The sequence below is a fragment of the Conexibacter stalactiti genome, assembly GCF_033542075.1.
GTDB classification, from domain to species: domain Bacteria; phylum Actinomycetota; class Thermoleophilia; order Solirubrobacterales; family Solirubrobacteraceae; genus Conexibacter; species Conexibacter stalactiti.
This window is the reverse complement of record NZ_JAWSTH010000024.1, coordinates 53,847-66,527: the sequence shown is the minus strand read 5'-3', so window position 1 is coordinate 66,527 and position 12,681 is coordinate 53,847. Positions and strand designations below refer to the sequence as shown.

Genomic DNA, 12,681 nt, shown 5'->3' with positions numbered 1-12,681 from the left:
CCGCCGGCGCCGAGCGTCGCGCGCAGCGGGGCGGCCGACGGCCCGCCGCCTCCGCCGCCCTGGCCGGGCGCCACCGGACCGGGCCCGGGGAGCGGCGCGACGACCGGCGCGGGCGCGACGGAGACGACGCGCGTCGCGCTCGTCTGGCGGCCGATCGCATCGACCGCGGTGACGGTCACCTGCTGCTCGCCGGCCTGCGCGAAGCGGTGCGAGGCGGTGGCGCCGGCGACGCTCGTGCCGTCGCCGAACGACCACGTCACGGCAGCCGGCGGTGACCACACGTCGAAGGCCGTCACCGCCAGCGGGACGGCGTCGCCGACGGTCGCGGCGGCGGGGACGGAGAGACCGTCGAGGAGCGGTGCCTCGCCGTCGAAGCCGATCGCCTGGATCTCGTGCTTCGCCGCGTCGGCGTCGCTCGCGCGGTCCCAGACGGCGACGGCGTTGCCGCGCCCGTCGAGCGCGACCTGCGGGTAGAGCGCGTTTCTGCCGCCGGCGGAGAGCTGCTGCGCGGGCTGCCACGCGGCGCCGTCGGCCGGCCGGCGGGCGCCTTCGATGACGACGGCGCCGCCGACGAAGCGGGCCCAGCCGGCGACCGCCACGCCATCCGGCGCGACCGCGAGCGTCAGCGCACCGGCGCTCGCACCGCCGGCCGACAGCGGCCCGCCACCCGACCAGCCGCCGCCGGCCGGGTGCGCAGCGGCGCGGACGAGCGTGTGCATGCCGTCGCTCTCGCTCCAGAGGACCGTCGCGTTGCCGGACCCGTCGATGCCGGCGAGCGGCTCGTTCGCCGCTCTGCCGGAGGCGGAGACGTCGTGCGTCGACGCCTCCCATGCGCCGCCGGCCGGGCGCAGCCGCGCCTGGACGCTGGTCGGCGCGGTGCCGAGCGTCCACGCGACGACGGCATCGCCAGCCGGCGAGACGGCAAGCTGCGGGTAGCCGGCGCTGTACGCGGCGGACGACAGCGTCTCCGTCGGGCTCCAGCTCCCGCCGGCCGGCAGCATGCGCCACTCGATGACCGTCTTGGAGCCGTTGGAGCGGGCCCAGAGCGCGTGGGCCGCGCCGCTGCCGTCGAGCGTGATCCGCGGCGAGTTGGCATCCTGGCCGCCGGCGGAGATGGCGGCGGCGGGGCCCCAGCCGCCGCCGGCCGGGCGGACGCGCGCCTCGATGATCCATCTTCTGCCGTCGTACCGGCGCCAGGTCGCGGCGACCGCGCCGTCCGGGCCGGAGGCGAGCGTCAGCTGCTCGGCGTTGCTGCCGTTGTCGGAGAGGTCGGCCGGTTCGCTCCAGCTGCCGCCGGCCGCGCGGGTCGAGCTGCGCACGCCGAATCTGGAGCCCGAGGTCGCGATCCACGCGGCGGTCGTGCGCCCGTCGGGACCGATCACGACGTCGACCGAGCTGATGCCCGAGGTCGGTGCCTCCAGCACGACCGACGGCTCCCAGCTGCCGCCAGCGGGGCGGACGGACGACAGGAAGGCGACTCTGCCGTTGTCGATCGCCGGGAAGATCGTCGCGACCGAGCCGTCGGGGCCGGCGGCGACTGCGGGCGCCAGCGAAGCGGCGCCGAGCTGACCGATCGCCGTCGGCGCGAGCCATCTGGCGTCGGCGGTCGGCGCCAGCGCGAACGCGGCGGCGGTGGTGACGAGGATCGATGCTGCGCTGCGCATGACGGGCTGGCCTCCTTGCCGAACGTGGACGCAGCGAGGCTATGAGCGTGACGACGGCCGCACCCGCCGGTTCTCCGCCATCCTGTGCGCGGCTCTCCGCCATCGCTGGCCTAGAGGAAACGGACAATTGAGCGCCCAGGATTGCGCGATCTCGACAAATTGAGCGCGCGCGGAGCGGATATGTTTCAACCCACACGGAGATTGGACAGAAATCCAGTCTTCTGTCTATGGGGTGTGGGCGCGTGGGGCGTGCCCGCAGAGAAAGGGGATTGAATCGTGTCCATCGTCATCGCGCGCCGCGCGCGCGTCGCGCTGCTCGCCGCGGCCGCCGCGCTCGCGGCCGTCTGCTTCGCCGCACCGCCGGCGCTCGCGCTCGACCCGCCGGCCGGTCTGGCCTTCTACACGCCGCCCAACCCGCTGCCGGCGGGCAGACCGGGCGACGTGATCTGGTACCGCGTCGCGAACACGTCGATCGCGACCGACAACAACGCGACGGCGTACGAGGTGCTGTACCGCTCGACCAACGTCCAGGGCGGCGCGATCGCCGTCTCCGGCACGGTGCTCGTGCCGAGAGCGGCCTGGGCCGGCAGAGGCACGCGCCCGCTGACGGCGTACGCCTCCGGCACGCAGGGCTGGGACGACTCGTGCGCCCCGTCGCGCTCGATGACGGCCGGCAACTTCGACGAGTCGTTCGCGGTCACGAACCTGCTGAGAAAGGGCTGGGCGGTCGCCGTCACCGACTACCCCGGCCTCGGCACGCCCGGCGACCATCAGTACAACGTCGGCATCTCCGAGGGCAGAGCGGTGCTCGACATCCTCCGCTCGGCCTCGCGGATCGCGCCGGCCGGCATCAGCGCGACGACGCAGGTCGGCGTCGAGGGCTACTCGCAGGGCGGCGGTGCCGCCGGCTGGGTGATCCAGCAGGAGGCGACGTACGCGCCGGAGCTGAACATCGTCGGCGTCGCCGGCGGCGGCACGCCGGCCAACCTGCAGGCGGTCAAGGCCAACATCGACAACTCGGCCTTCTTCGCCTTCCTCGCCGGCACAGCGATCGGCTTCCGCGGCGGCTACCCGGCGCTCAACGTCAACAGATACCTGACGCTCTACGGCAGACTGGCGATCTCGACGCTCAACAGCCTCTGCCAGATCCCGGCGCTCGCGCTGTACGCCTTCCACCACCTGACGGAGTACACGGTCGGCGGGATCGACCCGACGACGCAGCCCGACTTCAGAGCGGCGCTCGACGCCAACAACCTCGGCACGATCAGACCGAACGTGCCGGTGCTGCAGTACCACGGCTCCTTCGACGAGGTGATTCCGTACGCGGTCGAGCAGAGCCTCCAGAGACAGTGGTGCGCGCTCGGCGCCAGAACGCGCCTCTCGGCCTATCCGCTGGAGCACGTCACGACCCAGCTCGGCGCTCAGATAGAGGTCGTCAACTGGTTGCAGGACCGCTTCAACGGCGTCGCGGCCACAAGCAACTGCTGACCTGAGTCCGGTGCGGCGGGCACGGCGCCCGCCGCACCGGCGCGGTCAGCCCTGCGCGTTGCCGTAGTACCTGCCGTTGAATCTGACCGTCCCGCACGTTCTGCCGCGCGCGACCGAGCTGCCGACGACGCGGTTGGCCTGGAAGGCGCCAGTGATCAGCATCTTCGTCGTGAATCTCGACGAGCCGGTCGTGACCGAGACGTTGCCGTCGATGCGGAAGGTCCCGCGGTCACTGATGGGGACGTTGCGGGCGACGATCACACCGCCCTGTCTGCCGGCCGAATTGAGGCACGCGACCTGGAAGACGCTCAGCTTCTTAAGATTGCGCGCGACGTTGAGCGTCATGTTGCGATTCGTCGCGTTGTCGGCGTAGTAGCCGAGCTTCGCCTTGCTGGTCGCCGCGAGCGCGGGCGCCGGCAGCGCGGCGGCGGCGCCGAGCAGACCGAGTGCGACGGCGAGCCGTGCGGGATTCCTCATCGATCCTCCTGGTCGGGGTCAGGCCGACCATTTTCCTGGCTTGCGGCGCGCTGTGTTCCGGTTGGTCGTCGCGCCAGTCGCGCTACGTCGCCGCCGCCGGCTCCGTGACCGCCTTGAGGTGACGGAACGGTCTGCCGTCGCGCAGCTCGCGCACGACCTCCTCGACGAGCGAGTCGCCGTCGAGGCGGCGGCCGTCGGTGACGGCGGCGACGATCCCGCGCTTGCGCTGGATCAGCCGCGCCATCGTCTCGTCGATCGTTCTCGCCGCCAGCAGATACCAGGCGGTGACGGCGTCGCGCTGGCCGATGCGATGGCAGCGGTCCTCAGCCTGGTCGTGCATCGCCGGGGTCCACTCCAGCTCCAGGAAGGCGACGTTGGAGGCGCGCGTGAGCGTGATCCCCTGACCGGCGACGCGCGTCGCCGCGACGACCAGCTGCGGCCCGTCCGGCTCCTGGAACGCCCGCACCGCCGCCTCGCGCGCCTGCACCGTGTCGCGGCCGAGCAGGTGGGCGGCGTCGGGGAAGCGCGCCAGCACCGCCTCCTGCACCTCGACGTGGCGCGCGAAGACGACCAGCGGCTCGCCCGAGGCGAGGAAGTCGTCGATCCACGCCAGCGCCGCGCCGAGCTTGCCGCGCGCGGCGATCCGCTGCAGCGCGCCGAGCTGCGCCAGCCGCTTGGCGCGCAGCGTCGCGGCGATCTTCGCGTTCAGCTCGGAGAGGTCGAGCGGCTGCTCGCGCAGCCACTTGATCACGTCGTCCTCGGCGAGGCGGTACTCCTTCATGTTGTCGAGCGCGACCGGCACGACCGTCTGGCGCTTGGCCGGCAGCTGCGGCAGCACCTCCGACTTCAGCCGCCGCACGAAGCAGCGCCGGCGCAGGTGCCAGTGCAGCCGCTCCTCGGTCAGCGGCCCGCGGAACTGCTGCTTGAAGCGGGCGCCGGAGCCGAAGTCCTCCAGCCGGCCGAGCACGCGCAGCTGGGCGATCAGCTCGTCGGGGTGGTTGAGCACCGGGGTGCCGGTCAGCGCGAGGCGCAGGCGGTCGGGGCCCATCGACTCCGCCAGCCGTCGTACGGCGCGCGTGCGCTTCGCCGACGGGTTCTTGCAGTAGTGCGCCTCGTCGAGCACGAGCGCCCCCGGCCGCATCCGCGCCAAGGTCTCGCGGTGGTGGTCGACGACCTCGTAGTTGAGGATCGTGATCTCGTCGGTGCGCGGCACCGCCTGGCGCCCCTCGACGACGACGACCCTGCGGTGCGGCAGCCATCTGCGCGCCTCGCGCTCCCAGTTGAGCTTCAGCGACGCGGGGCAGACGACGATCGCCGGATAGGCGTCGTCGGCCTCGATCGCGGCGAGCGCCTCGACCGTCTTGCCGAGCCCCTGCTCGTCGGCGAGGAAGGTGCGGCGGGCGTCGAGCACGTAGCGCACGCCCGCCCACTGGAACGGCTCCAGCTCGCCGCCGAGCCTGGCGGCGATCTCCGGCAGCGGCTCGCCCTCGGTCGCGCGCGAGGCGCGGATCGCGGCGGCCGCGAGCGCGGCCTCCTCGCGCAGCTTGCGCAGGGTCGCCGAAGCGCTGAAGCTGACCTCGACGTCATGCAGCGCGATGAACGCGTCAAGCGGCTCCAGCAGCCACGGGTCGACGGGGATCGTGCGCTCGCCCTCGTTGCCGGGCAGCGCGTCGAAGGCGTGGCCGGCGGTCGGGTCCCACAGCACCTCCAGCCGCAGCCGCGCGCCTTCGACGCCGTGCGTGCCGACCAGCCGCGCCGGCGGCGGCACGTCGCCCAGCTCCAGCGTCGCGACGGTGCGGTCGGCGGCGGCGTCGAGCTTGGCCGACTCCTGCTCGCGCAGCAGGTGGGCGTTGGCCTCCGTCAGCGGCACCAGCAGCGCGCCGTCCTCCTCACGCGTGACCGAGCCCTCCAGCAGCGCGGCGGGGACCTCGCCCGCGAGCGTCTCCAGCACCCACCAGCCGCGGGCGTCGTGGCGGGTCGTGCGGACGTGGCCGAGCCAGCGCTTCTCGATCCCCTCCAGCCACTCGGCGACCTGCTCGCTCGGCTCCAGCTCCGGGAACCGTCTGAGCACGTCGCCGACGTGCAGCGCGACCCAGTCGTCGAGCGGCGCCCACCACTCGTAGGTGTCCCAGTCGAAGCGGCGGTGCGGGATCGCGCGGACGGCCTCGACGAGGTGGCGGTCGTAGGGGAAGGCGAGCACGACGATCCGCCCGCGCTCGGGATCGCTGCGCAGCTCGACGTTGGGGCGTTCGGGGACGAGCTGCATTCACAGAACAGGCTAACGAGCCGCCCGCGAGTTCCCGGTGCGCCACGTCCCGGCGGGCGCCGTCGTGGAACTCGCAATGCGCAGCACACCTGCGAAACTGTCCAGATGACAGACGGCTATGCCATCACCCAGGAGGGTCTCGACGCGCTGCGCGCAGAGCTGCAGCAGCTCGAGACGGTTGCCCGGCGCGAGATCGCGGAGCGCATCCGCACCGCGCGCGAATGGGGTGACCTGAAGGAGAACGCCGAGTACCACGCGGCAAAAGAGGATCAGGCGCACCTCGAGACGCGCATCCTCAAGCTGACCGAGCGCGAGCGCAACGCGGTCGTCGTCGAGGCGGCCTCCGACGCCAGCGTCGTCGCCTTCGGCTCGACGGTCGAGGTGCGCGACGAGAGAAGCGGCAAGACCGCGACGTACACGCTCGTCGGCGCGGCCGAGGCGAGCGCCAGAGACGGCAGACTGTCGATCGAGTCGCCGGTCGCCAGAGCGCTGATCGGCGCCAGCGACGGCGAGGACGTGAGAGTGCACACGCCCACGGGGGTCCGCACGCTGCACGTCGTCCGCGTCGGCGCCTGAGCCGATGCCGAAGGTCGACCTGCAGTACTCGCACGGCGCGCTGCCGGCCGCCTCGATCGGTCCGCTGACCGACGAGCTGACCGGCTTCCTGCTCGCCCGCCGCGGCCTGCCCGACACGCCGCAGGCGCGCGCGAACGTGTGGTGGTTCGCGCGCGAGCAGCAGGCGTACGTCGCCGGCGCGGCGCCGGCGCAGCCGCTCGTGACGATCACCTTCACGATCTATGCCGGCGGGATGGACGCGGCGCAGGTCGAGGGCCTGATCGCCGACGGCACGCGCGCGGTCAAGGCGATCTCGCCCGAGGCGCGCGTGTGGCTGCTGGTCGACGAGGTCGAACCGGCCAACTGGGGCGTCGAGGGACGCCCCGGCCGCCCCGCCGCACCGCCCGCGCGGGCTTAGGCGAAGAGGTCGGCGGCGGTCGCCAGCAGCACGTTCTCGGCCGCCGCCCGCTCGCGCAGTTCGGCGCTGAAGCCGCGGCGGGCGAACAGCGCCAGGCGCGCGCCCATCGCCTTCCCGCCAAGCCGCGCCTGCGCCTCGTGCAGGTCGTCCAGCACCTCGACGCCGACCGTACGGCGCCACTTGCACGACCCCAGCAGCGAGTAGCGGCCCTTGCGCACGCCGACGACGTCGACCTCGACGCTGCCGTCGCGCGACCACCAGGAGCCGAGCTGGTCGCTGCGGCCGATGCGCTGCTCGTCGGCGTAACGGCCGGCCCAGGTGCGGCAGGCGTCCTCGAAGGCCCGTCCCATCACGTTGTCGAGGTCGGCCAGCACCTCGGTCGCGACCTCCTCGACGCGTCCGCGCTCGAGCCGGCTGCGGTTGGGGAAGACGTAGCGGAAGAAGAAGGCGAAGTAGGGGTCCGCGATGCGGTAGCTGGTGCGGCGCGGCTCGTGGCCGTCAGGGCCGAGCGGCGCCCAGCCGCGGACGTAGCCCAGCTCCTCCAAGCGCGCGAGGCGAGCGCCGAGGTTGCTGCTGGGGACGCCGATCCGCGTCGCTATCTGGTTGTGCTGCGTCGCGCCGCCTGAGATCGCGCGCAGAATCGAGAAGTAGGTCGCGGGGTCGCGGACCCCCTCGCCCTCGCGCAGCAGGTGCAGCGGATCCTCGTACAGCGGCTGCCCCTTCGCGAGCACGGCGCTGCGCAGGACCGTCTCGATCCGGCGGTCGCCCGCCCACACCTGGTACTGCGGCGTCCCGCCGAGGACGGCATAGCGGCGCAGCAGCGCTTCGGGGTCGGTCGAGCGCACGAACGCGGCCGCGTCGCGGTAGTCGAGCGGCGTCAGGAACGGCCGCTGGGTGGCGCGACCGTACAGCGGCGCGCCATGGCCGAGCAGCCCTTCCATGAAGCTGAGCGCGCTGCCGGAGAGCACGAGCGTCACCGCCACCTGCTCGCGCTGCCAGCGATCCCAATGGCGCTGGACGATCGACGGCAGCGCGGGCTGCGCGGCACAGAGGTATTGGAACTCGTCGAGGATCGCGACCACCGGCGCCGTCTGGGCCTGAGTTGCGAAGAACGAGAGGGCGGCGTTCCAGTCGTCGAAGTGGAGCGGGGGCGCGCCCGGCAGCAGGCGTGCCGCCTCGGCGGCGAGCAGGTCGAGATGGCCGCGCTCGTCCTGCTCGTCGGCCTGGTAGCTGACGACCCGCTCGCCGTTCAGGACGGATGCGAGCAGGAAGCTCTTGCCGATGCGGCGGCGGCCGGTGAGGACGACGAGGCTGGGCGCCTCGTCACGCGCCTGGCGCAGCAGCGCGGCTTCGCCGATCCGGTCGATCAGCTCACGAGGCATGCATGCAGGATAGCCAAACGAGAGTTGCTATGTCATAACATAGTATGTTGCGGTATAGCAATATCGTGGGGTTGCTCAGCCGTCCGGCGTCATGATCAGCAGGCTGGAGCTGGCGGTCGCCAGCAGCTTGCCGTCACCGTCGCGCACGTCGCCCTCGGCGAAGGCGACGCGGCGGCCGGGCTTGCTGACCCAGCCGTGGGCGTGGATCTCGCCCGTGTGGGCGTGGATCGGGCGGACGTAGCTGACCTTCAGCTCGATCGAGGTGTAGCCGGTGCCGGCCGGCAGCTGCGTGTGGACGGCGCAGCCGACTACCGAGTCGAGCAGCGTGCAGACGAGCCCGCCGTGGACGAGGCCGATCGGGTTGTAGGCCGACTCGTCGGGGACGACGGCGAACCGTATCTCGCCGTCGCTGACCTCGACGATGCGGAAGTCGAGCATCGACGCGATCGGCGGCGGCGGGAGCGTCCCGTCGGCGATTGCCTCCAGGTAAGCGCGGCCGGGCAGCTTGGCACCCTCGGCGGCGGTCGCGAGCGGGTCGTACCAGGTGATCGTGCGGCTGCGCGGCTCGCCCCAGGAGGCGGGTGCGGCGTCGCCGCCCGCGATGTCCGGAGCACCGCCGATCTGCTGCTGCTCGGCAGCAGCAGATGTCCGGTCCTCGTCTCTCGTCGTGCTCATCGGTGGTACTTTGGCGGGATCGCTTGCAAAATGCAAGCGCCAAGTCAGAGCCGTCGCGCAGCCTCGCGGCGGAGGCCCACCTCCGAAGGGATCCACCATGCAGATCGAAGGCTCCGTCGCGCTCGTCACCGGCGCCAACCGCGGCATCGGCGCCGCCTACGTCGAAGGGCTGCTGGCCGCTGGTGCGGCCAAGGTCTACGCCGCCGCGCGCGACCCGCGCACCGTCGCGGCGGGCGATCCGCGCGTCGTCGCGCTCCAGCTCGACGTGACCGATCCCGATCAGGCCGCCGCCGCCGCGCGCACGGCCGCCGACGCGACGCTCGTGATCTCCAACGCCGGGGTCGGCCGCGGCGCCACGCCGCTCGACGACGACGCGATCGCGGCCGCCCGCGACGAGCTGGAGGTCAACTACTTCGGCGTCCTCAACGTCGCCCGCGCCTTCGCGCCAGTGCTCGCGGGCAACGGCGGCGGGGCGCTCGTGAACATGCACTCGGCGCTGTCGTGGATCCACTTCCCCGCGGTCGGCACCTACGCCGCCTCGAAGGCGGCGGCATGGGCGGCGACCAACGCGCTGCGGGTCCAGCTGCGCGGGCAGGGGACGCTCGTCGTCGGCGTCCACGTCGGCTACGTCGACACCGACATGGCGGCCGGCGTCGAGGCGCCCAAGAGCGCGCCGGCCGACGTCGTCGCACAGGTGCTCGCCGGTGTCGAGGCCGGCGCCGAGGAGGTGCTCGCCGACGAGGTCAGCCGCCAGGTCAAGGCCGCTTTGCCGCACGACCTCGCCGCGCTCTACCCCGACGTGCAGGCGCGCTACGACGCGGCGGTGGCGGCCGCCGCGTGAGCGTCAGCCGGTGACGACGAGGACGTCGAGCGTGCGCGGGCCGTGGACGCCCTCGACGCGGTTCAGCTCGATGTCGGAGGTCGCCGACGGCCCGGCGATCATCGTCATCGGCTGGCCCGCGCGGGCGGCGTCGCCGAGACGGGCGATCCCCTCCGGCACCAGCTCGACGATCCGCTCCGCCGGCACGACGCAGAGGTGGTAGTCGGGCAGCAGCGTCAGCGCCCGGCGCCCCTGCGCGACGCCGCCGTCGAGCACGATCGTGCCGTTGAGCGCGATCGCGACCGCGCAGCCGGTCACGACGCCGTCGACGGCGCTCAGCTCGTCGTGTGACAGCGAACGGTCCTCGACCCACTCGACGCCGTCGACGCGCCACGCGGCCGGCAGGTCGGCGGGGATCGCGAGCCGTCTGTGGCCGCGCTCGGCGAGCCACGCCGCGATCGCGCCGGGCAGCTCCGCTTCACTGACCTGGCGCACGTTGGCGCGGTAGTCGGCGCAGTTCTCGGCGAACAGCTCGACGACCTCGGCGGCCGGCAGCTCGCCGACGCGGCGGTAGTCGCGCACGACCGCGACGTCGCCGGCCGTCTCGCCGGCCGGAACGTCGTTCAACGCGGCGCGCACGCGCGCGAGGATCTCGGACTTCGCGTCGCTCATCTGGAGGCCTCCCGCTCCATCCACCACTCGCGGAAGGTCTGGTCGGGGATCGGCATCAGGTCGCGCGCCTTCGTCCAGCCGCCCAGCTCGCCCGGCAGCCTCGTGATCTTGCCCCCGCGCGCCAGCGGCCACTGGCCGCGGCGGCCGAGCTTCTGCAGCCGCTCGTAGCGGCCGCGTGTCGCGAAGCCCTTCGCGACCGCCTTCAGCGCGAGCCGCTCGGGGTCGAGCTTGCCCCTCAGCGACGCCGCCGCTCTCTCCTTGTTGGAGCGGTTGCGCAGGTGGACGAGCACGGTCGGTATGTCGATCTTGACCGGGCAGACCTCGTAGCAGGCGCCGCAGAGGGAGGAGGCGAACGGCAGCGAGCCGGCCGCTCTCATGCCCGCCAGCTGCGGCGTCAGGATCGCGCCGATCGGCCCCGGGTAGACCGAGCCGTAGGCGTGGCCGCCGGTGCGCTCGTAGACGGGGCAGACGTTGAGGCAGGCGGAGCAGCGGATGCACGCCAGTGTCTGGCGGTCCAGCTCGTCGGAGAGCGACGTGGTGCGGCCGTTGTCGAGCAGCACGAGGTGGAACTCTCTTGGCCCGTCGTCGTCGCGCGCCCCAGTCCACAGCGTCGTGTACGGGTTCATCCGCTCGGCGGTCGAGGAGCGCGGCAGCAGCTGCAGGAAGACCTCCAGGTCCTCCCATCTCGGCACGAGCTTCTCGATCCCGCAGACGGTGATCAGCGTCTCCGGCAGCGTCGTGCACATGCGGCCGTTGCCCTCGGATTCGAGCACCGCGATCGTGCCGGTCTCGGCGACGGCGAAGTTGGCGCCGCTGATCCCGACCCGCGCGCGCAGGAATCTCTCGCGGAGGAAGCGGCGCGCCGCCTCGGCCAGCTCGGCCGGCTCGTCGGTCAGCGTCGCGGGGCCGATCGTGCGGCGGAAGAGGTCGCGGATCTCGGTGCGGTTGCGGTGGATCGCCGGCACGAGGATGTGCGACGGGCGGTCTCTGCCGAGCTGCACGATCAGCTCCGCGAGGTCGGTCTCCAGCGCCGTGATGCCGGCCGCCTCGAGCGCCTCGTTGAGCTCGATCTCGACGGTCGCCATCGACTTGACCTTGACGACGTGGTCGACGCCCTTCGCCTGCACCAGCCGGGTGACGATCGCGTTCGCCTCGTCGCCGTCGCGCGCCCAGTGGACCTGGCCGCCGGCCGCCTGCACCGACGCCTCCAGCTCCAGCAGGTGTCTGTCGAGGTGGCGCAGCGTGCGGTCCTTCAACGCCCGGCCGGCCTCGCGCAGCGGCTCCCAGTCGGGCATCTCCTCGACGACGCCGATCCGCTTCTCGCGGATCGTCGAGGTCGCCTTGCCGAGGTTGCGGCGCAGCTGGGTGTCGGCGAGCGCGGCCTTCGCGGCGAGCGGGAAGGCGGGGACGTCCGCCCAGGAGGCGCTCGTCGTCATGCGCGCACCACAGCGATCGAAGCCGACGCGCCGCCGCTCTGCGGAACACCGAACGGTCGATCTTCGGTCGAGGCGAGGATCTCCGCCAGGTGCAGGGCAGAGGCGTTCGCGCGCTGGCGCGAGAGGCCGCCGCCGATGTGCATCAGGCAGGAGTTGTCGGCGGCGGTGCAGATCTCGGCGCCGGTCTGCGCGACCGCTCTGAGCTTGTCGTCGAGCATCGCGATCGAGGTGTCGGCGTTCTTGATCGCGAAGGTGCCGCCGAAGCCGCAGCACTGCTCGGCCTGCGGCAGCTCGACGAGGTCGATCCCGCGCACCGCTCTCAGCAGCCGCAGCGGCTTGTCGTCGATGTGCAGCATCCGCAGCGCGTGGCAGCTGGGGTGGTAGGTGACGCGGTGCGGGTAGTAGGCGCCGACGTCCTCGACGCCGAGCTTGTCGACCAGCAGCTCGGTCAGCTCGAACGTGCGCTCGCCGAGCGTGCGAACAGCTTCGATCAACTCCGGATCACCCGACTCCCGCGCGACGTGCGGGTAGTGGTCGCGCACCATCGCGACGCACGAGCCGGAGGGGGAGACGATCAGCTGCTCGTCGGCGAAGACGCGGGCGAAGCGGCGCACCAGCGGCAGCGCTTCGTCGTGGTACCCCGAGTTGAAGTGCATCTGACCGCAACAGGTCTGCTCGAGTGGGAATACCACCTCGTGTCCGAGCCGTTCGAGCAACGTCACGACGGCCTGTCCGGTGCGAGGAAAGAGCGTGTCGTTGAAACAGGTGATGAAGAGCGCGATACGCACAGGAGAAGCTCCTCCGGAGAATTGGTCGGACCATATCGCC

Annotated in this window: 12 protein-coding genes; 4 read left to right on the top strand and 8 right to left on the bottom strand. The window is 72.4% G+C overall.

The features are described 5' to 3' along the window. The coding region (locus tag R7226_RS11375) for a PKD domain-containing protein (protein ID WP_318597275.1) at window positions 1–1,664 on the bottom strand (1,664 nt) is incomplete at its 3' end. A 276-nt stretch (window positions 1,665–1,940) separates the two neighbouring features. On the opposite strand from R7226_RS11375, the gene R7226_RS11370 reads away from it, so the two are divergent. Beyond that, window positions 1,941–3,152: a lipase family protein gene (locus tag R7226_RS11370; protein ID WP_318597274.1), complete on the top strand. Its 1,212-nt coding sequence runs from the start codon at window positions 1,941–1,943 to the stop codon at window positions 3,150–3,152. Window positions 3,153–3,197: 45 nt separating this feature from the next. On the opposite strand, the gene R7226_RS11365 is transcribed toward R7226_RS11370, so the two are convergent. Continuing rightward, on the bottom strand, window positions 3,198–3,629 hold the full coding sequence (locus R7226_RS11365; protein WP_318597273.1) for a hypothetical protein: 432 nt from the start codon (window positions 3,627–3,629) through the stop codon (window positions 3,198–3,200). Window positions 3,630–3,711: 82 nt separating this feature from the next. Next, window positions 3,712–5,895 carry a DEAD/DEAH box helicase gene (locus tag R7226_RS11360; protein ID WP_318597272.1) on the bottom strand — a complete coding sequence of 728 codons (2,184 nt, stop codon included), beginning with the start codon at window positions 5,893–5,895 and terminating at the stop codon, window positions 3,712–3,714. A gap of 105 nt (window positions 5,896–6,000) precedes the next feature. Between R7226_RS11360 and greA the strand changes: the two genes are divergently transcribed. Together greA and R7226_RS11350 are read left to right on the top strand one after the other, a co-directional pair. Next, the gene (greA, locus tag R7226_RS11355; protein WP_318597271.1) at window positions 6,001–6,471 is read left to right on the top strand and encodes a transcription elongation factor GreA; all 471 of its coding nucleotides are present in this window, start codon (window positions 6,001–6,003) and stop codon (window positions 6,469–6,471) included. A 4-nt stretch (window positions 6,472–6,475) separates the two neighbouring features. Continuing rightward, window positions 6,476–6,868 (top strand): tautomerase family protein, encoded by a 393-nt coding sequence (locus R7226_RS11350; protein WP_318597270.1) that lies wholly within the window; start codon window positions 6,476–6,478, stop codon window positions 6,866–6,868. Here the strand turns inward: R7226_RS11350 and R7226_RS11345 are convergent. Both R7226_RS11345 and R7226_RS11340 read right to left on the bottom strand, forming a co-directional pair. Continuing rightward, a complete protein-coding gene (locus R7226_RS11345; protein ID WP_318597269.1) occupies window positions 6,865–8,250 on the bottom strand; it encodes an ATP-binding protein in 1,386 nt (461 codons plus the stop codon). The genes R7226_RS11350 and R7226_RS11345 overlap by 4 nt on opposite strands. A gap of 75 nt (window positions 8,251–8,325) precedes the next feature. Then, complete coding sequence (locus R7226_RS11340; RefSeq protein WP_318597268.1) at window positions 8,326–8,925, bottom strand: PaaI family thioesterase; 600 nt, start codon at window positions 8,923–8,925, stop codon at window positions 8,326–8,328. A 97-nt stretch (window positions 8,926–9,022) separates the two neighbouring features. On the opposite strand from R7226_RS11340, the gene R7226_RS11335 reads away from it, so the two are divergent. After that, window positions 9,023–9,766, top strand: coding sequence for an SDR family oxidoreductase (locus tag R7226_RS11335; protein ID WP_318597267.1), 744 nt, complete (start codon window positions 9,023–9,025; stop codon window positions 9,764–9,766). A 3-nt stretch (window positions 9,767–9,769) separates the two neighbouring features. Here R7226_RS11335 and R7226_RS11330 read toward each other — a convergent pair whose 3' ends face one another. From R7226_RS11330 to R7226_RS11320, 3 genes are read right to left on the bottom strand one after another with little or no spacing between them, the layout of a single operon-like run. Further along, the gene (locus R7226_RS11330; RefSeq protein WP_318597266.1) at window positions 9,770–10,417 is read right to left on the bottom strand and encodes a LutC/YkgG family protein; all 648 of its coding nucleotides are present in this window, start codon (window positions 10,415–10,417) and stop codon (window positions 9,770–9,772) included. Then, window positions 10,414–11,853, bottom strand: a complete 1,440-nt coding sequence (locus R7226_RS11325) for a LutB/LldF family L-lactate oxidation iron-sulfur protein (protein ID WP_318597265.1) — start codon at window positions 11,851–11,853, stop codon at window positions 10,414–10,416. Before R7226_RS11325 ends, R7226_RS11330 begins: the two co-directional genes overlap by 4 nt. Then, window positions 11,850–12,641: a (Fe-S)-binding protein gene (locus R7226_RS11320; RefSeq protein WP_318597264.1), complete on the bottom strand. Its 792-nt coding sequence runs from the start codon at window positions 12,639–12,641 to the stop codon at window positions 11,850–11,852. Before R7226_RS11320 ends, R7226_RS11325 begins: the two co-directional genes overlap by 4 nt. Window positions 12,642–12,681: the final 40 nt, after the last annotated feature.